This window comes from Candidatus Binatia bacterium (assembly GCA_023150935.1).
Lineage (GTDB): Bacteria > Desulfobacterota > Binatia > HRBIN30 > HRBIN30 > JAKLJW01.
This window is the reverse complement of the sequence record JAKLJW010000015.1, coordinates 84,859-106,346: the sequence shown is the minus strand read 5'-3', so window position 1 is coordinate 106,346 and position 21,488 is coordinate 84,859. Positions and strand designations below refer to the sequence as shown.

Genomic DNA, 21,488 nt, shown 5'->3' with positions numbered 1-21,488 from the left:
CAACTTTACCGCCGCGGGTCCTCAGTCCGTGTACGAGTACGTGTACCGCTTCGCTGAGTACGTGTACGGAGTCAAAGTCGAACTTTGAATTAGGCGTATCAATGAAATCCCCAACCCCCGCCGGGCTTCGCGGGCTAACACACCGCCTGCTTCGCGCCCTTCTACTTCCGACTCCACAACGGCGTCAAGAGTTTTCGCCGGATCCCTCCGCTGCCTCACGCCGTGTTGGCCCGCGTGCGCCGGCGGGTGAACACCCTATCCGTCTCCCCGCCGTCACAGCCGGTCGGCCGGACTCACCACGCCCCGGCCACCCCGGTTGAGAACGTGCGTGAAGATCATCGTCGTCGTCACGTCCTTGTGCCCGAGCAACTCCTGCACGGTCCGGATATCGTAGCCCGCGGCCAGCAGATCCGTGGCGAAACGTGGCTCAACGTGTACGGACTCACCGGCTTTACGATCCGCACCCGCCGCGCCGCCGCCCAGAAGCTCACCGACATCCCCTCGGGTCAGCACTACCGGCAGCCGCCGCGGCCGCCCGGCGCGCACGATCCCATCGAGCCAGCCCGGATCGCAGCCCAACACCTCCCGATACAGGAAGAGCAACGCCGACAACGCCTGATTCTGCGTCGACGCGATCACGCGCTGCCGCACCGCCAGCGCAATCAGGGACGCCGCGATCTCCGCCGGACCCATCTGCACCGGATGCCGCTTGCGATGGAACAGGATGTGGCGCCCTTTCGTGGGCGAACATATAGCGAACAGGCAGCTCCGTCAAGATCGTGTAACAGTAACCAGTAAAGACTACGATTCTGCCCGGCCCGCGCACGGGCTCGCAGGCTCGCCGCTCCGTGCGCCGGGAGACCGTTGTCGCTGGCGCAGCACCCACCGCCACCACTACAACAGGAGTCCGAGGCGGTGGGCACCCGTGGTCTGCGCCCCGATCCGGCGCTAACGGATGCTCGGCAGCCTGGGGGCAAGGGGCAGCAAAAACCGCGTGGGTGGCCGTCCCGCAAACTCTGTCGCACGCCGATCCAACCGTCCCGCCGGTCCCATGCTCGATGGGCGCATAAATCTCACTTGACTGCCGAACCGATCTCGGAGTACGGGTAACCGTCCCTTTCGATCCGGGACCGTTCCTTTCCGTTCTTCGCCGTCCGTTTCCGTTCGAGTTGTTCGCTCACGGCCCACCCTCTCGTGGCTGGGTGGCGCAACCAGGTGAAGGAGGCGTGCATGAACCGACACATCGTGTCATCCGTCGGGATAGTTGTTCTGGGGGCGGCGATTGGCTGGGGCGCCGCGGCCCATGCGCAGCCGGTGGGTTCGTGGAGTTGCAACGCGGTCAGCGGCAACGTCGCTATCCCGCAGCAGCTCTACGCCACCGGAACGATGATGTGGAAGTTCAAGGGCCTGGGCTGGGCAACCAATTGCGACAATACTGGCAACAGCGGGGATCCTGTGGTTGCCGCCTCCTTCAAATTCCGTGGCTGGCACTCTGGGCCCAACACCTGCCCGGCGTCGGCTGGACCCTCGTATTACGCGAAGCTCCGGGTCACGTGGTACTATTTCAACTCGAGTAACAACACGGTCGGGTGGGTCAACACCATGTATTACAACGGAAACGGGAGCCCAATGACGTACGTGTCGGGCCCCTGCCCGGGCCCGTTTACGGCGACGGTGAACCAGATCGGCGGGTATCCCGCCGGGCCGACCGTCACTCTGAGCGGTACCCAGGTGAATCCGTCCTGCGCAACGACCGCGATTCAATGCGCGAGCGCTTACCCCACCGGGTTCGCGGGATATTCGTACGGTTCGCCGGGTTTCCTCTCGGTGCCGTGACGCGCGGACCAGCGTAGACGGCTTCGGCGCAAGCCCTTCGCCACGGCACGTTTGCGAGACACAGCGCGGGCTGGCACCCGCGACCCATGGCCTGACCGGCCATGCGTTTGGGAGGGCGAGGCTCCCGCCGAGTACGTGTACGGAGTGGAAACCTAACGAGGGTTAGATCTCGTTCGCCCGCCGTCGTGATCGGTCTTCCGGTGAGGTGCGGGCCGGTCGAAGCCGGCTGGCAGCGAGTTCCCCTCGGGGTCGGAATCGGTATCGGGATCGGAATCGATCCGTTGCCCGGTGTACCCGGCCGGCGGACTCGATGGCTGCTCGGGAGACCTCAAGTCGCTCGTGGCCGCAGCTTATGTCGTCCTCGATTCCGACCCCGACCCCGACCCCGATTGGTTCAAGCCGAACTACACTCATCTGTACCAGGGAAATCCGAGACCCACGCCTCCCGCCGCGGGTCTCGCGCGGGCCCGGGAAGCGTTGCGGTGCGGTTTTCGTGATGCTTCCGAGTCCTTCCCGTCACCGGGGGCGGAGTCTCCTCCGTGCTAAACGATGGCCTCGTCCTTGCCCGGCGCAGCCGCTAGCCGGTCCGCCCCGTTATGCACAAGAACCGCATCGCCCCAATAACGGGGTCGAGATAGAGGCGGGGAATGGTTTCCGCCGGCGGGGCAAGATAAGAACGGATCCCGGCGGTTCCCCGTCGATAGATGGCCGAACTCATGAACTCGCTTACCGACCGCTTCATCGCGCTTCTCGAGGACAAGGCCCCGCGTCCGCTGTCGATCCCCGAGATGGCCCGGATGCTCGACCTCGGCCGCTACGAGCAGCGCACCGTCAAGGCCGTGCTCGAAGGGCAGGTCGCCGAGGGCCGATTACGGCGTATCGGCAAGACCCGTTACCAGTGGTTGCGCGACGTGGACAAAGCGCCTCGGGCGACCGCCGCCTCACGAACCGGCCGGGGCCGCGCCGCCGGCGGCAGCCGTCGGGAACAGTCGGGCCCCGGTCGCCGGGTGGAAGGACGCTACACCCGGGTGCGTGCCGGCTACGGATTCGTCGAGGCCCTCGGCCGGGACGCCGCACGCTTCCCGCGCGACATCCTCATCCCCGCCGGTAGCGAAGGCGACGCTCTGCACGGCGACCGCGTCGCCGTGGCGGTCAAGCTCCGCGACCGCCGCGCCGGTCGCACCGCCGGCGAAGTCGTCGCCGTCATCGACCGGGCCCACGAATGCCTGATCGGCAAACTCGAGCGCACCCGCAAAGGCTGGGTGCTGGTGCCGGATAACGAGCTGCTGCCCCCCGTCGAACTCCTCGGGGACACCCTTCCCCGTCCGGACGAAGCCGGCCTGGTGGCCCGCGTCCGGCTGACGCGCCCGCCGTCGCCCAACCGCTGGCCAGGCGGCGTGCTCGACGGCGTCCTCGGTACCGCCGACGACCCGGACGTGCAGTTCCTCAGTATTGCCGGCGAGCACGGCCTGCGCGTCGAGTTCCCGCCCGAAGTGCTGGACGCCGCCGGCCGCTGCGGCGACGAACCGGCCGCGCGCGACCTCGCCGGCCGCGAGGATCTCCGCGCTCTACCGTTCGTCACCATCGACGGCGAAATGGCGCGCGACTTCGACGACGCCGTCTGCCTCGAACCCGCCGGCGCCGACGGCCATCGCCTCCGGGTCGCCATCGCCGACGTCTCCCACTACGTCACGCCCGGGTCCCCACTGGACGCCGAAGCGGCGCGCCGCGGCACCAGCGTCTACTTCCCGGACCGCGCCATTCCCATGCTGCCGCCGCGGCTCTCCAACGGGCTGTGCTCCCTCAATCCGGAACGCGATCGCCTCGTGCTGGTGGCCGAGATGACCTACGACGACGCCGGCCACCGCCGCGATGCCCGCTTCTACCGTGGCGTCATGCGCAGCCGGGCCCGCTTGACCTACACCCAGGTCGCCGCCGTGCTCTCGGAGACCGACACGCCCGAGGTGCGCGCCTGGCGTACGACACTGGCACCGCTCCTGCCGCAACTGCACCGCATGCGCGCCCTGATGCAGGTGTTCAACCGCAACCGGGTGCAGGCCGGCTCGCTCGACCTCGACCTGCCCGAGGCACTGGTCGATCTCTCGGAGGCCGGGCGCAGCATCGGGGTGCGCCTGCTCGAACGCAACGACGCGCACCGGCTCATCGAGGAATTCATGCTCGAAGCCAACCACGCCGTGGCGACCTTCCTCGCCGATCGGCACGTGCCACTGCCGTACCGCGTTCACGAACCGCCCAGCGCCGAAGCGATCGACGAGCTCAACCGGTTCCTCGGCCCGTTCGGGCTGCACGTCCGGTACGAAGGCCGACCGCGTCCGCAGGACGTACAACGGCTCCTCGATCGGCTCGAAGGGCATCGTCTGGCCCGCGTGCTGTCGCGCCAGGTGCTGCGCTCTCTGACCCAGGCGCAGTACAGCACCACCAATGTCGGCCACTTCGGCCTCGCGTTCCCGTTGTATTGCCACTTCACGTCGCCGATCCGACGCTACCCCGACCTGCTCGTGCACCGTCAGCTCGGCCTCGTATTCGACGGACACGCCGACGTTGCCCGTGCCCAGGCGGAGGCGCTCGAAGGGTCCAGCGTGCGCAGCTCGCAGGCCGAGCGCCAGGCGATGGAAGCCGAGCGGGCGATGCTCGACCTGAAGAAGGCCGAGTTCATGCTCGAACACCTGCTCGAGCCGGAGCCGGCCACGATCGTGTCGATAACGCCTTATGGGTTTTACGTGGAACTCGACGCCTATCCCGTGGAAGGTCTGGTGCGCAGCGAGGCGCTGACCGACGACCGCTATCGCTACATCGAGGCGGAGCAGGCGCTTTGCGGCGCGCGCCGCCGCCAGCGTTACAGACTCGGCGACCGCCTGGTCGTTGAGGCCACGAATGTGTCTCTGGAGCGCCGGCAGATCGACTTCACCGTGCTGCGGCGTCTGGGAGAGCCGACGCCGGAGTTGCCGCCGCGCCCCAAGCAAAGCCGGCGGCAGCCGCCGGGCCGGCGTCAGAACCGGCGGTCGCGTAAATCGTGACCGTGTCGCGTGGGGGGACCTTGAACCCCGGCGCGGCCGTCTGCTAAACGCTGGCGCGCTTCGCGGCGGGGACATTGGAAGGCGACCCGACGGGGGGCGTAATCCGGTACGACAGGATACCAACCGTGGGCATATCCCTGCTGCTGTCCCGAGCGTCGGCGCGCCGAACCTCCATGTGCTCGATCGTGCTGGCGCTGTGCGTCGGCCTCTGCCTCGCTGCCGGGCCGGCTCGCGCCCAGGCGCCGAAGACAAGGAAACGGACGGCGTCGGACGTCGAGCAGCAGCTCGAGGAAATGCGGCAGATGATCCGCGAGCAGAATCGCGTCATCGAGGAGTTGCGCCAGCAGATCCGCGACCAGGCTCAACCGCCGCCGGCCGCCGCGGAGCCGGCCGCGCAGCCCCCCCGCACCGAAGTGCCGAAGACGGTGCGCCAGCCGGAGGCGACGGGCGCCGAGGCCAAGGCCGCCCTCAGCACGACCCTGGGTCCGTTCCAGGTCGGCTACGACAAGGGCTTCGTCATCCAGCCGGTGGATCGCGAGAAGACGCCTTACCGGCTGCGCATCACCGGACGCATGCAGTTCCGTTACACGCTATTTCAGCGCGACGAGAGCCGCTACACCGATAGCTCCGGCAAGGTGTACACGATCGAGGACCGCAACGACTTCGAGATCGAGCGCGGACGCCTGACCTTCGACGGCTACGCGCTGGACCCAAAGCTCGGCTACTTCATCAATTTCGACTTCGACACCGACGACAACCACGACGTCATCATTCACGACTTCTGGATCTATTACCTGTTCGGCGATGCGTTCATCCTGCACGCCGGTAAGGCCTTCGTGCCCGGCAGCCGTGAGTGGCTCATGGGTTCGACGACCACGCGCTTCGCCGACCGTTCCATGGCCACCACGTTCTTCCGTCCCGACCGCAGCATCGGCATCTGGGCGCTCGGCGAACCGATCGAAGACGTCTACTACCGCAGCATGCTTTCGAACGGCTTCAACACCACCGATCTCACGTTCGAAGACATCGACCGGAACTTCGCCTGGGCAACCTCCGTGTGGTGGGACGTTTTCGGCAACTTCGGTAGCGGCTGGTCGGACCTCGAAGGGCACGCCAGCCCGGGGATCCTTACGGGCACCTCGTTCACGATGGCCGAGCAGGACGGCCCCGGCCCGGTGGGTCAGCCGTCTATCGAGCAAAACTTCGTCCGCCTCTCGGACGGTACGCGCCTGACCCAGACCGGAGCTCTGGCTCCGGGTATCACGGTCGACGAGTTCGACATCTACCTGTGGGCGATCGACTTTGCCGCCAAGTACAAGGGCCTCGGTGTGAACTGGGAATACTACCTGCGCTGGATCGACGGCCTGCACGCCGACGGGCCGCTGCCTTTGTACAGCTTCTTCGACCACGGCTTCTATTTGGAAACGGGTTACATGATCGTGCCGCGGTACGTCGAGATCGGCGGGCGGATGTCGCACATCCTTGGCCGCTTCGGAAGCCGGGGCGCGGAGTACGGCGGGGTCGCGAACTGGTTCATCAACGGCACCCAGACCTGGAAGTTCACCGTCGACGCCACGCGCGTGCGCCACAGTCCGGCTCAGAACAGTGCTCCCGGGTATCGGATCGGGGACGACGGCGTTATGGTCCGCGGCCAGATCCAGGTCGGGTTCTAGCGGCGGATTGTGGTCGCCTTGGCGACCTGTCCGGCAAACGTGTTACGATCCGAGGCGGGAAGAACCTCTTCGATGCCGCGCACCCTTGGCTTCGTCTCCCTCCTTTGCCTGCTCGGCACCGGCTCCACCGCGCTTGCCGCGCAAACCATCGCTGTCCCCGCGTACTTCTACCCCGGATCGCTGTGGACCCAGATGGAAAACGCCGCTCCGACGGTCGGCCTGGCGATCGTCAACCCGAACAGCGGACCGGGAGTGGTACAGGACCCGAACTACGTGGCCCAGATCGGTCACACGCGTGCGGCCGGCATCGTCGTGGTGGGGTATGTGTACACGAGCTACGGAACTCGCAGCGCGTCCGCCGTACAGGCTGACGTCGACGCCTATTACACCTGGTACGGCGTCGACGGCATCTTCTTCGACGAAGTCAGCACCAACTGCGCCGACCAACCCTACTACGCCGGCCTCAACGCGTACGTGAAGACCATGGGCGGCCAGGCCCTCACCATCCTCAATCCGGGCACGCTGATCCCCGAGTGCTTCGCGAGCGCCGGAGACATCCTGCTCAACTTCGAGGACACTTACGCCAACTACCTCGCATGGACGCCGATGGGCTGGGAGACCGGCTACCCGCCGAGCCGCTTCTGGCACCTCGTACACGGGACGTCGCCGGCCCACATGCTGGACGCGATCGCCCTCAGCAAAACGCGCAACGCCGGCTGGGTGTACGTTACCCCCGACGGACTCCCCAACCCATGGGACACGTTGCCGTCCGGGTCGTACTGGTCGAAGGAACTGGCCGCCGTGCGCCCGCCCGCCGCGCCGGCCGGCTGCCGTGACGACGACGCCGCCCCGCTGCACGCACCAGCCGATGGCTCCAGCGCGCAGAATCCGGCGTATTCGCCGGACGGCCAGACGCTGCTCTTCACGCTCTTCCACTCCGGCTACAACCTGGGCGACAGTGGAGTGTACAGGCTCGCCCTGACCGATGGCTCGACGACCCCGGTTCTCGACGAACCCGACCACCAGAGCGTGAACCTGCCCGGCAGTAGCTGGAACGCAACCACGAACCGTATCACCTTCTCCTCCGATCGCCTCGACACCGACGAAATCTGGACCGCGGCACCGAATGGCACCGGTCTCTTCCGTGTGACCACGCAGAGCCCGCCGTTCCGGCACCACCAGGAACCGAGCTTTTCGCCCGACGGACAGTGGATCGTATTCGAGTCCGTCAACGACGCCGCGGATCTGGCGCAGCGCGGCACGATCTGGAAGGTCAAGGCGGACGGCACCAGCCTCACCAAGCTCGTCGACGGACCCGCGACGGACACCGACAACCGCCAACCGAACTGGTCGCCCGCCGGGAGCCAGATCCTGTTTCAGCGCCGCACGGGCGCCAGCGAGGTGTGGAACCTCTACACCATGGCTGCCGATGGAAGTGCGCTGACCCAGATCACCAGCGCCAACAGCGACACGGACGCGAGCTGGTCTCCCGACAGCCAGTGGGTCGTCTACTCGTCCGACCACGGCGACCTCCCCGCGCCAAACCTGTTCGTAGTCGCAGCCGGCGGCGGCACGCCCACCCGGGTAACGTTCGCACCCGTACACGGTGACGGCGCCGCCTCGTGGTCTCCCGACGGCAAATGGATCGCATTCGAATCGCACATCGCCGACGACGAGGACTCCCCCGCGTCGCTGTGGCGCATCCGCGTGCCGTGGCCGTTCGGGAACTGCGCCCCCGACGGTGCCACCTGCGACGACGCCAACCCGTGCACCAAGAACGACACCTGTGCTGCCGGAGCGTGCGCAGGCATCGCGGACGACGGCGCCGCCTGCGACGATCGTAACCCGTGCACCGACGGCGACCAGTGCCAGGCCGGCAACTGCGCCGGAGGCGCCACGCCGCGCACGGGCTGTCGCTTGCCGATCGCACCGGGAAGCGGCGTGCTCGCGCTGCGCGACCTGACCCCGGACGACCGCGACCGCCTCACCTGGAAGTGGACGCGCGGCAGCGCGACGTCGCAGTCGGAGTTCGGCAACCCCGTTTCGAGCGACAGCTACGCGCTATGCGTATTCGACGAGGTGGGCGGAATCGATCAGCTCGTCATGGCTCACGAGATCCCAGCCGGACCCAACTGGACGGCGACCGCAGCGGGCTTTGCATATCGTGATCGCGACCAGCTGAGCGACGGTATGTCGTCTGTACGCCTCAAGCCCGGAAGCGATGGCCGGGCAAGCATCACCGTCAAGGGCGGCGGCGCATGCCTCGACATGGCCGCGTTGCCCCTGCAGCAAGACGGCACCGTAACTGTCCAGCTCGGAAACGCCTCGACGTGCTGGGAGGTGCGGTACAGCGGCAACACCCGCAACTCGACGGAGATGTTCAAGGCCAGGGGCGACTGACCCCGGGATAAGTGCCGTCTTCCCAGCGGGCCGACGCTGTCACGTGGAAACGACACAGGGCCGCTTGCTCGCACGCACCTGCTCTTGCCTTCGGTTGGCGCGGCCCTTGCTCATGCTCGGAACAGGTGGACTCCCGAATGGCTGCGCACGGTCTTCACCCACGGAGCCTATGATCCGGCCGCGCCGCAGCCGCGTTCACCATTTGGCGTGGGCTTTCGTGGCGGTCGCCGTCGCTACCCCTGTCCAGGCCGCACCCCGTGTGTACGTCGCCAACCTCGGCGCCGCGACCGTATCGGCGATCGACGCCGGCACGAACACGGTGACGGCAACCATCCCTGTGGGCACCGACCCCGATGGCATCGCCGCCACACCCGACGGCCGCACCGTATTCGTCAGCAACTTCGTCTCCGACGACGTCTCCCGGATCGACACCGCCTCCGACACCGTCATCGGCACCATCCCGGTAGGCACCGGCCCGGTCGGCATCGCGGTCAGCCCCGACGGGACACGCCTGTACGTCGCCAACAAGCTCTCGAACACCCTGTCGGTTCTCGACGCGGGCACAGGGGTGCCGGTCGCCACCCTGTCGACGGGACCGGGTCCGAACGGCGTCGCCGTCCACCCCGACGGCAACGTGGTGTACGTTACCAACTCGCGATCGAAGTCACCGGGAACGGTCACCGTCGTCGACGCACGCACCAACGCCGTCATCGGCGCCATCGCCGTGCAGCACAGCCCCGGGCGGGTCGCCTTTTCACCCGACGGCCGCCGCGCATACGTGACCAATTTCAACTCTTGGACCGTATCCGTCATCGATACCGCCGCCAGCGCCGTCATCGACACGCTGCCGGCATGGGGGCGCGCGGCACACGTCGCCGTGAACCCTAACGGCGCGTTCGTCTACGTCTGCGGACTCGGAGGACGGGTGCAGGTCATCGACGCCCGCACGCACGAGACCGTCGCCGCGATCGGCGTCGAGGCTTCCCCGTACAGCTTCGCGCTGCTGCCGACCGGTGCCGCCGGTTTCGCCACCGGTTTCGATGCGGACACGGTGTCGGTCGTCGACATCGTCGCCGAAGAGGAGGTGGCGGTTGTACCCGTCGGCCGCCGGCCATTCGCGGCGACCGTCGTCTGTCCCGGTGGATGCAACGACGCGCCGTTCACGCCGCCGCCGACACGCACACCCACGCAAACGCCAGTAGCCTCGCCGACCCTCACTCCCCCACCCACGCCCACGCCGCGTCCGACGCTCACGCCCGCGCCGACACCCCACGTCCGCCTCATCGCCGTGGCGCATCCCGTGCAAGACGGACACGTCCGCATCGGTGTCACGCTCGACGCCGGTGGCGAGCTCATCGCCGGTGCGCAGAACGATCTCGTCTTCGACCGCCGGGCGTTGCGCATGCCGTCGCCCGAATCGTGCACCATCGATCCGGCGGTCGGCGACACGGCACCCGACTGCGCCAGTGACGCAAGCACAGCTCCGTGCAAGGCGCTCCTCAACCGGGGGCAATGGCCCTGCTTCGACGCCCCCTCGCCGGAGAACTGCCCGGCCCCCGATCTCGATCCGCGCAGCCGCGCCCGACTAATCGTGCTCTCGTTCACGAACACACGTCCAATTCCGGAAGGATCCCTCTACTCGTGCACGTTCGAAGTGCTCGACCCGGCCCGCCTCCCCACGACCGTCGAGGTCGCGAACGCAGTGGCCGCAACCCCGCAAGGGCAACGCCTGGAGGTCGCCCCCGTACATGCGGTCGTCGAATGCCCGGATGGCTGCATCGGTAATTCAGGTACGCTGGCTGCCGCCCCAACCGAACGACTCCTGGCACACGATGCGCCGGGGCCTCAGCCTTACGAGGCGACACTGGCGAAGGCCCCCGAACCGCACGACGGCTTCATCCCCGTCGACGGCAGCCGGCCGGTACGCCTCGCAGCCGGACGGGCCGGTGACCTCTGGTTCACCGATGCTGGCTTGGACCGTGTCGGCCGGCTCGAAGCCTCCGGGGCGTTGACGCTGATTCGCCTGCGCTCCCTGAGCGGACCTGCTGGTCTCGCCGTCGACGCGGCGGGCACCGTGTGGGTGGCGCTCAACGACCGCAACCGCATCGCCCGCCTCGATCCGGCGACCGGCAGGATCGACGAGATCGCCTTGCCGCGCGCCTCCCAGCCGTTTGGTGTCACCGTCGGACCGGAAGGCGAGATCTGGTTCACCGAGACCGGCGCGAACGCCATCGGCCGGTTGGCGCCGGGCGGCGCGCTGTCGCACTTCCCATTGCCCACGCACGTCGCCGCTCCGATGGGCATCGTGGCCGCTGACGACGGGAACGTGTGGTTCACCGAGTACAACGCTAACCGCATCGGGCGCATCGGCGCCCACGGCACGATCACGGAGTATCCCCTGCCGGCGGCGGGCAGCGCACCGTTGGACATAACGACTGCACCGGACGGTTCTATCTGGTTCACCGAGTTCCGCGGCGGGCGCATCGGCCGAATCACACCTGACGGAATCATCACGGAGATCAATCTGCCGGGTCCGGGCAGCCGTCCCGCCGGCATTTCCGTGGGTGGCGACGGCGGTCTGTGGGTCACCGACGTCGGGACACGGCAGATCCTCAGGCGGGCCCCGGACGGAACCTTCGTTGTCGCCGCCCCGGCGTCAGGCTTCGAGGAGGCTACGTTGTTCGGCGCCGGCATCGCGGCAAACGAGGATGGCTTCAGCGCGGTCTACGCAGCAACGTCCGAGCAAGGGCTCGTCCGAGCGGCAATCACGCCGCCGGCACTTACGCCCGTTCCGTCACCGACGCCGACGCCCTCGACTGCCGCCATAACGCCGGTCCCATCGCCAACGAAAGCAGCACCGGGCGAGCCTCTTACACCGACCGTCCCCTCCTCCGCGCCGCCTACGCCGACGCGCACCTCGGCGGCCGCCCCCACCACGCAGCAGAAGAATGGAAGCAGCAACGGCGGGTGCCAAACGACGTCCCGTGCCAGTTCAGCGGCCTGGGTCCTTCTCTTACTGCCCGCCGTGCCGTGGCTGCGCCGCCCGGGGCGCCGGGCGCTCGTGCGCACGGGCGGAGCGCGCAGACGCGACAGAACCGGCAAGAGTCTGTGGATCTTCGCCGCCCTCATGTCTGCACCCGTCATGGCGCAGGCCACGGTGCAGATCGATCTCGGCACGGCACGTGGCGCTCCGGATGATCTCGTGCACCTTGTAGTAACCATCGCCTCCGATGGTACGCCGGTAGTTGCGACGGTGAACGACTTCACGCTGCCGGCAGGTGTCCTGAGCATCGACCCGGCGCTGTGCCGAGCTAACCCCGCGATCAACAGAACGCTGCGGGCAAGTGTTCTCCGCGCCGACGCGACGGCAACCGTCGTCCGTGTCGTGCTCCAGGCAGAAACCGACACCAGCCCCATCCCTGACGGTGTGCTCTACACGTGCCCGGTGCGCATTGCCGCTGCGGCACTCCCGGCGACGTTTCGCATCGCCAACGCCGTCGCCATCGCGATCGATCCGGCTGGCGCCCGCATCGCGGATGTCGATGGAGCTGATGGCAGCGTGGCAGTGTCGCTGATCGGCCGTGTCTGCACCGGCGACTGCAATGACGATGGCACCGTCACAGTCGACGAGATCGTGGCCGGCGTGACCATGGCCCTCGGCCTCGACGACCTGCTGCGTTGCCTCAGATTCGACCGCGACGGCAGCGGGGTTGTGACCGTCGATGAGTTGTTGCTCGGGGTAGCCAGCGCCCAGAACGGCTGCGTCGCACCCCCGACTCCGCCTCCGACTCCGACACCCACGCCGACGCCGGTGCCTCAGAGCCTCTACGTTCGCGCCACCGGCGACGACGCGAGCAGCGGCATGAGCGCGACTGAAGCCGTGCGTACGATCAACCACGCGGCACGGCTCGCGCCGCGCGGCGGCCGGGTGGTCGTCGGTCCCGGGACCTACCGCGAAGGTGTAACTACCGACGGGAGCGGTCGACCGGCCCGCCAGGTGACCTTCCTCGCCGACCCGACCGGGGCACTCACGGGCGACTTGCCTGGTCCTGTGGTCGTGGACGCTGCCGGCAGTGCAGTCGGAGCCGGGTTCCGCTTCGCCAACGCTCCCGGTGTTGTCGTCGATGGCTTCGAGATCACCGGCGCTGCCGATGGCGGCGTCGTGCTCAAGAGCGGCAGCGACGACGCCACGGTGCGGAATTGCCGGGTGCGCGGCAATCCCGGCAGCGGCATCCGCATACAGGATTCGGTTCGGGCCGTTATCTTCAACAACCTCGTGCACGATAATGCAGGGGAAGGCATCGCTGTCGTCGGCCAGGCCGGCGGGTCGCCCGACGCGTGGGTGATCAGCAATACGATCGCACGTAATGGCGGCCGCGGGCTTACGATCGGCACCAGCCGCGCCGCGTCACCCGGTGCGCAAGTGCGTAACAACGTGCTGCAAGAGAACGGTAGCGGCGCCCCGACGCCTCTCGAGAATATCAAGGTCTTCACGACGCCGGCCAGCGAGGTCGGTTACGCCGGCGACTACAACCTCGTCTACCCGCCAACGTATCTGCCGGCCGACATTACCGGCGCCAACGACATCCCCCGCGACGCCGGGTTCGAGTTCCCCGGCGGCGGAGACTTCCGCCTCCGGCAAGACAGCCCGGCAATCGATGCCGGCGACGTCCTGCCTCGCACTCTCGGCGTCGCGCTCGGCCTGCGCAGCGCAACGGGAACCACGCCAGACACAGGACGACTCGATCTGGGGTATCACTTCCCGCCGGCGCAATAACCGGCGAACCGATCGAGGGCGCAAACCAGCGACCGTATTCGAGCTGAAACGGTCCTGAAGCTGGGCTGCTCTCTTGTCGCTCGCCGCGCTGTGGGTCCGTCGCACGAAGCGCCTTTCGCGGGCGCCGGTGCAGGGCAGGTGGCCAACACTCGTTCGCCTGCGGCCCCGAAGGCTGTTGCAGTTCGAACGCACTCCGTTCCGAGGTGCCCCAGGAACGCCTGAATTGACATCTTATCGCACATAAAATAGGGCGTCCGATATGCGGACAACGCTCGATATTCCGGACCCGCTGCTCGAGGAAGCGCGGCGACTCCTCGGCTTCAAGTCCAAGACCGACACTGTAATCGTCTCGCTGCAGGAGTTGATTCGCCGCAAACGCATCGACGAGCTGAAGTCGTTGCTCGGTTCGGTCCGCCTGGACATCGACATCGAATCGTCGCGCCGCAGGCCGTCCAGGGCGCGCCGGCGGCGGCGATGATCGTGGTCGACACGTCGGTGTGGGTGGCGGCGCTACGTAATCGCGCCGGCACCGAGGCCGAGGGGTTGCGGGGGCTGCTCGATCGAGACGATGTGGCCCTTGCTGCGCCCGTGCGCGTCGAGATCCTCCTCGGCGCCAGCCGGGCCGACGGCATTAGCTTGCGCCGCCTGCTGTCGGCTTTGCCGGTGTTCTACCCGGATGCGGCCACGTGGACACGCATCGACTCGTGGATCGATCGCGCCGCCGCTGCCGGAGAGCGGTTCGGTTTCGCAGACCTGCTCATCGCCGCACTGGCGTCCCAACGAGACGCGCAGGTGTGGTCGCTCGACGCCGACTTCGCACGCATGGCGCGTATAGGGCTGATCGAAGTGCATCGGCCCTGACGGAGTGTCTCGACGCGGTTCCCACTGCCAGCATTCTTGCGGTCGATCTCGGTGCCGGTCAGATCGCGCGAGCGCAGAGCAAGAACCGCTCGCGCAACATCGACTTTCGAGTTGCCAACGCCACGGACACGACACTGACCGACGACTCGTTCGACCGGGTTCTCATCACGCCGGAACTGGATCGAAGGCTTCGTCGGCGTCCCACAGAAGATCAGACCGTAGCACACAGTGCGCATGCCGAGTGCGCATGCCGGACACCCACCTCGCTCGCTTGAGAGGGCCACGGCAAAGTCGCTGACGGGGCCTCGATACGCCGCCAGAGGGAGGCGGCTACTCGGCCCGAACGGATTCCAGGTTCCGTAATGCCTGAAAGCCGTTCGCCCCGAGTAACGGCCCGCGTCTTGCGGGCCGTGTATCGAGGGGCGCCTTGCCCTCGGTGAACGACTTTGCCGTGGCCGTGCTCGCTTGAAGTCGATACCGGCCCTGTGATTTGAACCGGCCCTGGTTGGTCACGGGGACTTGATGGCGAAGCAGGTGCGCAGAGTTGGTGGTAGCCGCAGGCGCTCGACGCCGGCCGCGCCGGGGGACGGCCTGGTGCGCGAGTATCGCCATGACTCGAAGCGCAAGAATATTCCGCCTGCCGGCCTGGCGGCGCAGGAACGGATCGAGGGCCGGCGCGCGCTGACCGACGCCGATCGCCGCCGCTGGCTGTTGCCCAGGAGCGAGTGGCGCGAATGGGAAGTGCCGTTCGATGCCGACGACGCATGGCCGCCCGAGCTGAAGGCAGCGCTCGCGGAGTACCGCGCGGCGTGGCGCGCCAGGATGGACGAAGTCAACGCCGGCATCGCTGCCAACGCCGAGCAGGAGGAGCTGGTCGATCAGCCGCAGATCGAACGCGGCATCGTCCGCGTCTCGGGTCCGTTTACGATGGAAGCGGTGATGCCGGCCGAGGAGTCGCTGGACGAGCCGACGCCGATTGGCGGCGAACCGGAAGAATTGGAAACATTCGGAGAAGAGGAGTCCGCTGTAGGGGCGACCCTCCGTGGTCGCCCTGAAGAACCCGCTAACGCCGAGGCCTATCTCGACAAGATGCTGCGCTTGCTGCGCGCCGACGGCGTCCGCTTCCCCAACAACAAGGTCGCCAGGTTCAGCCGTCTCGATCCGTTTCAGGGCGAGTTCCTCCACGCTGAAGGGGAGTGGCGCGCCGAGAACGGGCACGAGCGCCGCGTCGCGGTATCGATCGGCCCGCAGTTCGGGCCGGTCACCGCGTACCAGGTCGAGAACGCCTTACGGCAAGCGCACCGGCGCGGCTTCGATGAGTTGGTGTTCGCCGGCTTCAGCTTCGACGGTTCGGCGCAAGCGGTGATTCAGGAGGACGCCAACCCGCAAGTGCGCTGCCACCTGGCACACATCCGGCCCGACGTGAACATGGGCGACCTGCTGAAAGAGACGCCGAACAGCCAGCTCTTCACCGTCTTCGGCATGCCGCGCACCGAGCTGCGCCCGCTGAAGGATGGGATGTTCGAGGTCGAGATGCAGGGCGTCGACATCTACAACCCGGTGGAGAACACGCTCCTGCCGACCAACGCCGACAAGGTGGCCGCGTGGTTCCTCGACACCGACTACGACGGGCGTACGTTCTGCATCACGCAGGCGTTCTTCCCGGACAAGAGCGCATGGGACAAGCTGGCGCGTGCGCTCAAGAGTGTAATTGACGAAGAGCGCTTCGCGCTGCTGAGCGGCACGGTGTCGCTGCCTTTCCCCGCCGGCAAGCACCGGCGGGTGGCGGTAAAGGTAATCGACCCGCGCGGCAACGAAGTGATGGGCGTGCATCGGCTGCCGACTGGAAAGGGGGAGACCTGGGGGACACGGCAATGAAAGGGTGGCAGCGCCGCAACCCGCGGGGTTGACAGAACCACCGCGGGCGGGCCAAAGACGGCGCGTGTCGAACTCCTCAGCTCCGCCGCCGGCACCTCGCGAACGTTGGCACCGCCGAGTGTCCCGCCGTCCTGTCTACGCTGCGGGTGTCACGCTACTGGGCCTGTTGGCGGGCGCGCTCGGTTCTGTCTACAGCGCGGAGATAGGTGCGGCGTTCCCCTTTTCGTGGATTGGCGATGCGATTCCGTGGCACCCAGGCTTGTTCTGGGGCACCGCGATCGCCACGGCGCTGCTGTTCTTCTTGCGCCAGGGAGCCATCGACGCTGCCCGTAGGGAGTCCGAGGAGACGCTGGCACGCCGCTCTGACGATCTCGTCAAACTGATTCGCACGCTGCCGCCGGCGGGATTCCTATCGACCTTCCGACAACTGTACTGGCACTGTAGCGAGGTCCTCACGGACGTCTTGAGCGTGCCACCTGCCGAACTGCCCCAGGACGCCGTTGAGCGGGCAATCCGCATCGTCCTGGGTGAAGTAGCGGCGCTAGCCCACGACTTCGACGGCCGGCCGGCCGACGTGGTGTACGCGGCCAACATTATGCTGTTTCGACCTAACGAACTGGTCGCCTCCGCAAAGGCCGCGCTCACCGAACGCCTACGGTTCGCCGAACCCGAAACCGACCTGGCCGCCCTGGATGGGGTTTTGGAGCTGCGTGTCGAGCTGTCGACCACCACGCAAGCGAAAGGGTACGGCCCCGATAGGGATTTGCAGCCGATGGCACTGCCTCTACCCCGCATCAAGCGCAGCCCGGATGGGCGACGTAGTCGCGTGCTACCCGGAGCGCCGCGGGCGTTCTGCGAGCGTGTGTTGGACATTTACGCCGACACCCGCACCCTCGGCCAATGGTGCCGGGAAAAGGGCGACTTCAGCGAAAGCGTCTGCAATCAGGTCGACGAGTACTTCCGCAGCCAGCAATCGGTACGCAGCTTCGTGTCGTTTCCGCTTATGCAACTGCGTGACGAACGCCCGGTTGCCGTGCTCAATATTCACCGGAACCGGGAGGGTATCCTCCGGAGCAGAGCAGTAGCCGAGGCTGAAGTCTTGGATCAGTTTTCCGCTCTAGCCGGACCGTTTTCGTCCACACTACTCTTGTTGCTGGCGCGGCTGAGGCAGTCGGCCACAGCCGCAGTGGCTGGTGATGCAACCGAGGCGGGCAGCGGAAACGTGAGACATTAGGGTCGCCGCTGTGTTATCGTACAAATACGGAGGAGGGAATGGCACGAGACACGCAAATCAGCGTCGAGGAGCTGAACCGCAGACTCGATCAAACCGCTCGGGACCTGGAGCGGTTTATCTCCGAGTCCGGCCGCCCCGAGCGCCCGGTCGTCACTCGGGATGGCGACCACGTGTCGGTGCGCTTCCTGCCGGACAAGTCGCGCGACAAGTAGCCCGCACCTGCGCGCCGCGTCGCTTTGCCCGGTCCCAGGGCAGCGGTGGCCGCCGGGTGTTGGCGGAACACATCCCAGCCCATCTCTGCGCCCGTTGCGGAGAGCCGGCTTTCTCGCGTGAGACGACCGAGCGCATCCGGCAACTGGCACATGGCGCAGGCCGCCCGGCCCGAACAGTCGCGCTCGACGTCTTTGACCTGGCACAAGTTCCCCCGCCATGAAGCCGCAACAACAACTGCTGCCGGTTCAACCGGTCAACGAACCGATCATCTGCAACCCGTACGAGGAGCCGACCGCGCATTGGGTGTACTCGACGGCGACGGGCGAGGCGCAGCGGATGCTGGGACGGCGTCCGGCGAGCTACTGGTACAAGACACAGCGCACCGGTAGCGCGCAGGTGCAGATGCAGTTCGTTGCCGAGGAGGAACGCGACGATCTGCCGCTGGTGAACGCGCTGCGCGAGGACGTGAAACGCTGGCGTCAGGCCAATTACGAAGGCGCCACGCCGGTGACGAAGCAGTTGCTCGCGCACTGGACCCGCGCGGATCGGCCGCGGCGCTTGTTCTTCTGCCAGCGCGAAGCGGTGGAGACCATCATCTACCTCGCCGAGATCCTCGCCTCGGGAAAGCGTCCGCGCTGGCGGCCGGCGCTGAGCGTCGAGGACTATCAGCGGCTCTGTGCCAACGAGCGACCGTCTGTCGTGACGCACACCGCACTCGGCGTCTTCCCGAGCCTGGTGGATACGCCGAACGAACCGGGGCTGCCGCGCCTCACTCGTTACGGCTGCAAGATGGCCACCGGCAGCGGCAAGACGGTGGTGATGGGCATGCTGGTGGCGTGGGCGTTCTGCAACCGCGGACGCGTCCCGGGCGACGAGCGGTTCCCCTCGGCCGTGTTGGTGGTCTGCCCCAACTTGACGATCAAGCAACGCCTGCAAGTGCTGCGGGCGGAGAACGACGACAACTTTTACGCCGCCTTCGATCTCGTGCCGGCGCAACTCATGCCCGAGATCAAGAAAGGCAAGGTGCTGGTCACCAACTGGCACCTGTTTGCCCCCGAGTCGCCGCACAGCGAAGGCGGCAAGACGTACGCGGTGGTGAACAAAGGCGCGGAGAGCCCCGAGGCCTTCGCGCGGCGTGTGCTGGGCGATCTGTACGAGCGCGCGCCGATCATGGTGCTGAACGACGAGGCGCATCATGCCTATCGGCCGGCGCCGGTGGAGGAGACCGCACGGCTGTCGGCCGCCGAGAAAGCCGAACGCGAAGAAGCCACGGTGTGGATCTCCGGGCTCGACCGGATCAACCGGGCATGCGGGATCAAGTTCTGCGCCGACCTGTCGGCCACGCCGTTCTATATCCAGGGCAGCGGCTACATCGAGGGCTCCCCCTTTCCATGGGTGGTGAGCGATTTCGGTTTGGTTGACGCGATCGAGTCGGGCATCGTGAAAATTCCGCGCTTGCCGGTCAGCGACACGACCGGCCGACCCGAACCGAAGTATTTTCGGCTGTGGGAAACGATCAACAAGGGGCTCGAACCGGGCGAGCGGCTGCCGGGTGGTAAGCCGAAGCCCGAGGTCGTGTGGCGCGACGCGGAGGACGCGCTCATCACCCTCGCCAGTCAGTGGAAAGAGCGCTTCGAGTACATCCGCGACGCCGCCCCCGAAAAGGAGCACACGCCGCCCGTGCTGATCATTGTCTGCGACAACACCGACATCGCCGAGCTTTTCTACCGCAACATCTCGGGCGAAGAGGCGGTTGATGCCGTCAACGACGATGACGAGGGGGACGAGGAGGACACGACGAACGGAGGTCGTCGTCGCAAGAAGAGGGCGAAGACGAAGACGGTGTACGGGAACGGCAAGTTGTTCCCGGAGCTGTTCTCCAATCGCGAGGGCTTCCGCGCGGCGCTACGCATCGACTCGAAGCTCCTGGCCGAGGCTGAGAGTGAACACCCGAACGCCAATCGGCGCGAGGCGGCCGAGGCGCTGCGCGAGATCGTCGCCACCGTCGGCAGGACTGGCCAACCCGGCGAGCAGGTGCGCTGTGTCGTGTCCGTGCAGATGCTGACCGAGGGTTGGGATGCGAACAACGTCACGCACATTTTGGGCCTGCGTGCGTTCGGCAGCCAGCTTCTGTGTGAGCAGGTGGTCGGTCGCGGGTTGCGGCGGATGGACTACACGCCCGACCCGCAGACGGGTTTGCTCACGCCGGAGTATGTCGACGTCTACGGGATTCCGTTCTCCATCATTCCGTTCAAGGGCCGCGAGACGAAGAAACCGGCGCCGGAGGACAAGCCGAAGAACCAGGTGCGCGCCCTGGAAGAACGCAGGCACTTCGAGATTCGCTTCCCGGTAGTCGAAGGATACGCCTTCGCGCTGCGGCAGAACCTGATCAAGGCCGACATCGGCGCGATGGAGTCGCTCCAATTGGAGCCCAATCGCACTCCGACCGCGGTGTTTGTGAAGCCGCAGGTCGGGTATCAGGTGGGGCGTCCGTCGGTCGGTGGTGGATTCGAGTTCGTCGAACAAGATCGGGAGGCGTTCTACGCCAGCACGCATCGGCAGACGATCAAGTTCGAGATCGCGCGCCAGGTTGTGTGGGCGCTGAGCGAAGGCGCCGGCGACGGCAAGCCCAAGCTGCGCTTGCGCTCGCGCCATCAGTTGTTCCCTCAGGTGCTGCGGCTGGTCGACGAATACGTCGCCCGCAAGGTCGATTGGCACGGGTGCAATCCGAGCGAGTTGGGACTGGAAACCTACGTAAGGCGCATCACCGAGCGGTTCATCGATGCGATTGAACCCGACGACGCGCAGGGCGAGCCGCCGCTGCTGCCGATCTTGAACCGCTACAAGCCGGTCGGTTCGACGGCCGGCGTGGACTTCAAGACCACGCGGCGTTGCGATCCGACGGGCAAGAGCCACATCAACCAGGTCGTGTCTGACACTGCGACGTGGGAGCAGTCGGCCGCGTTTCGACTGGAGCAGTCACGGCATGCGGCGTTCTATGCGCGCAACGATCACCTGGAATGCGCGATTCCGTACGAGCACCTCGGAGTCAGTCACGCGTACCTGCCGGACTACCTCGTGCGCCTCAGCAGCGGCGTGACGCTGCTGCTGGAGATCAAGGGCTACGAGGACAACCATGATCGGGCAAAGCATCAGGCCGCGCGGCGCTGGGTGGCAGCGGTGAACAACTGGGGCCGTGAAGGGCGATGGGGTTTACACGTGTGCCGCGATCCGCAGGTGTTGGGGCGGGAGTTGGAGCACCTGGCCAGTGGGCAGATGAGGCCATAACTCCGCTCTTAAGGGACGGTTCTTTTGCGAAAGGACGCCGGCCATTGTGTGTGCAGGCCCCGGTGCGATGTGGCTCGCCGTCGCATGACGCCCTTTCGGGGGTTCGGCTTCCGGTCTTTGAATCGTTCCCCGGGGCGTTGCCCCGGGCTGGCGAATGGCCGTCTCTTCGGGCCTGAGCATCGGATGGAACGTCGGCTCGCGCGCACGCCCCGAAGGGGCAAAAGGCATCAGCCCGGGGCAACGCCCCCGGGTCAAGGCGAGCGTGGACACCGAGCCCTGAAAGGGCGGGA

The 21,488-nt window shown here is 66.8% G+C and carries 11 protein-coding genes and 1 pseudogene; 11 read left to right on the top strand and 1 reads right to left on the bottom strand.

The genetic code is table 11. The annotated features are described in order from the left end of the window. Positions 1-273: 273 nt before the first annotated feature. Positions 274-732 (bottom strand): annotated as a pseudogene (locus tag L6Q96_11135) (phage integrase N-terminal SAM-like domain-containing protein). A gap of 498 nt (positions 733-1,230) precedes the next feature. On the opposite strand from L6Q96_11135, the gene L6Q96_11130 reads away from it, so the two are divergent. From L6Q96_11130 to L6Q96_11080, 11 genes are all read left to right on the top strand, one after another. Next, the gene (locus tag L6Q96_11130; protein ID MCK6555113.1) at positions 1,231-1,836 is read left to right on the top strand and encodes a hypothetical protein; all 606 of its coding nucleotides are present in this window, start codon (positions 1,231-1,233) and stop codon (positions 1,834-1,836) included. A 704-nt stretch (positions 1,837-2,540) separates the two neighbouring features. Beyond that, the gene (rnr, locus tag L6Q96_11125) at positions 2,541-4,874 is read left to right on the top strand and encodes a ribonuclease R (protein ID MCK6555112.1); all 2,334 of its coding nucleotides are present in this window, start codon (positions 2,541-2,543) and stop codon (positions 4,872-4,874) included. Positions 4,875-4,999: 125 nt separating this feature from the next. Continuing rightward, positions 5,000-6,547, top strand: coding sequence for a hypothetical protein (locus L6Q96_11120; GenBank protein ID MCK6555111.1), 1,548 nt, complete (start codon positions 5,000-5,002; stop codon positions 6,545-6,547). A gap of 72 nt (positions 6,548-6,619) precedes the next feature. Continuing rightward, positions 6,620-8,947 carry a hypothetical protein gene (locus tag L6Q96_11115; GenBank protein MCK6555110.1) on the top strand — a complete coding sequence of 776 codons (2,328 nt, stop codon included), beginning with the start codon at positions 6,620-6,622 and terminating at the stop codon, positions 8,945-8,947. A gap of 169 nt (positions 8,948-9,116) precedes the next feature. Beyond that, the gene (locus L6Q96_11110; GenBank protein MCK6555109.1) at positions 9,117-13,724 is read left to right on the top strand and encodes a right-handed parallel beta-helix repeat-containing protein; all 4,608 of its coding nucleotides are present in this window, start codon (positions 9,117-9,119) and stop codon (positions 13,722-13,724) included. Between the two features lie 259 nt (positions 13,725-13,983). Continuing rightward, a complete protein-coding gene (locus L6Q96_11105) occupies positions 13,984-14,202 on the top strand; it encodes a type II toxin-antitoxin system VapB family antitoxin (GenBank protein MCK6555108.1) in 219 nt (72 codons plus the stop codon). Further along, positions 14,199-14,585: a PIN domain-containing protein gene (locus tag L6Q96_11100; GenBank protein ID MCK6555107.1), complete on the top strand. Its 387-nt coding sequence runs from the start codon at positions 14,199-14,201 to the stop codon at positions 14,583-14,585. Before L6Q96_11105 ends, L6Q96_11100 begins: the two co-directional genes overlap by 4 nt. 522 nt (positions 14,586-15,107) lie before the next feature. After that, on the top strand, positions 15,108-16,463 hold the full coding sequence (locus L6Q96_11095) for a hypothetical protein (GenBank protein ID MCK6555106.1): 1,356 nt from the start codon (positions 15,108-15,110) through the stop codon (positions 16,461-16,463). A 118-nt stretch (positions 16,464-16,581) separates the two neighbouring features. Further along, entirely contained in the window at positions 16,582-17,697 is a 1,116-nt protein-coding gene (locus L6Q96_11090; protein ID MCK6555105.1) for a hypothetical protein, read from the top strand. Positions 17,698-17,735: 38 nt separating this feature from the next. Then, positions 17,736-17,909, top strand: a complete 174-nt coding sequence (locus L6Q96_11085; protein MCK6555104.1) for a hypothetical protein — start codon at positions 17,736-17,738, stop codon at positions 17,907-17,909. A gap of 217 nt (positions 17,910-18,126) precedes the next feature. Continuing rightward, the gene (locus L6Q96_11080) at positions 18,127-21,198 is read left to right on the top strand and encodes a DEAD/DEAH box helicase family protein (GenBank protein ID MCK6555103.1); all 3,072 of its coding nucleotides are present in this window, start codon (positions 18,127-18,129) and stop codon (positions 21,196-21,198) included. Positions 21,199-21,488: the final 290 nt, after the last annotated feature.

Excerpts from the sequence above, each read along its gene's own strand:
- L6Q96_11095 (MCK6555106.1), top strand. The coding sequence starts at position 15,108 with ATGGCGAAGCAGGTGCGCAGAGTTGGTGGTAGCCGCAGGCGCTCGACG.
- L6Q96_11110 (MCK6555109.1), top strand. The coding sequence starts at position 9,117 with ATGATCCGGCCGCGCCGCAGCCGCGTTCACCATTTGGCGTGGGCTTTC.
- L6Q96_11130 (MCK6555113.1), top strand. The coding sequence starts at position 1,231 with ATGAACCGACACATCGTGTCATCCGTCGGGATAGTTGTTCTGGGGGCG.
- rnr (MCK6555112.1), top strand. The coding sequence starts at position 2,541 with ATGGCCGAACTCATGAACTCGCTTACCGACCGCTTCATCGCGCTTCTC.
- L6Q96_11115 (MCK6555110.1), top strand. The coding sequence starts at position 6,620 with ATGCCGCGCACCCTTGGCTTCGTCTCCCTCCTTTGCCTGCTCGGCACC.
- L6Q96_11080 (MCK6555103.1), top strand. The coding sequence starts at position 18,127 with ATGAAGCCGCAACAACAACTGCTGCCGGTTCAACCGGTCAACGAACCG.
- L6Q96_11105 (MCK6555108.1), top strand. The coding sequence starts at position 13,984 with ATGCGGACAACGCTCGATATTCCGGACCCGCTGCTCGAGGAAGCGCGG.
- L6Q96_11100 (MCK6555107.1), top strand. The coding sequence starts at position 14,199 with ATGATCGTGGTCGACACGTCGGTGTGGGTGGCGGCGCTACGTAATCGC.
- L6Q96_11085 (MCK6555104.1), top strand. The coding sequence starts at position 17,736 with ATGGCACGAGACACGCAAATCAGCGTCGAGGAGCTGAACCGCAGACTC.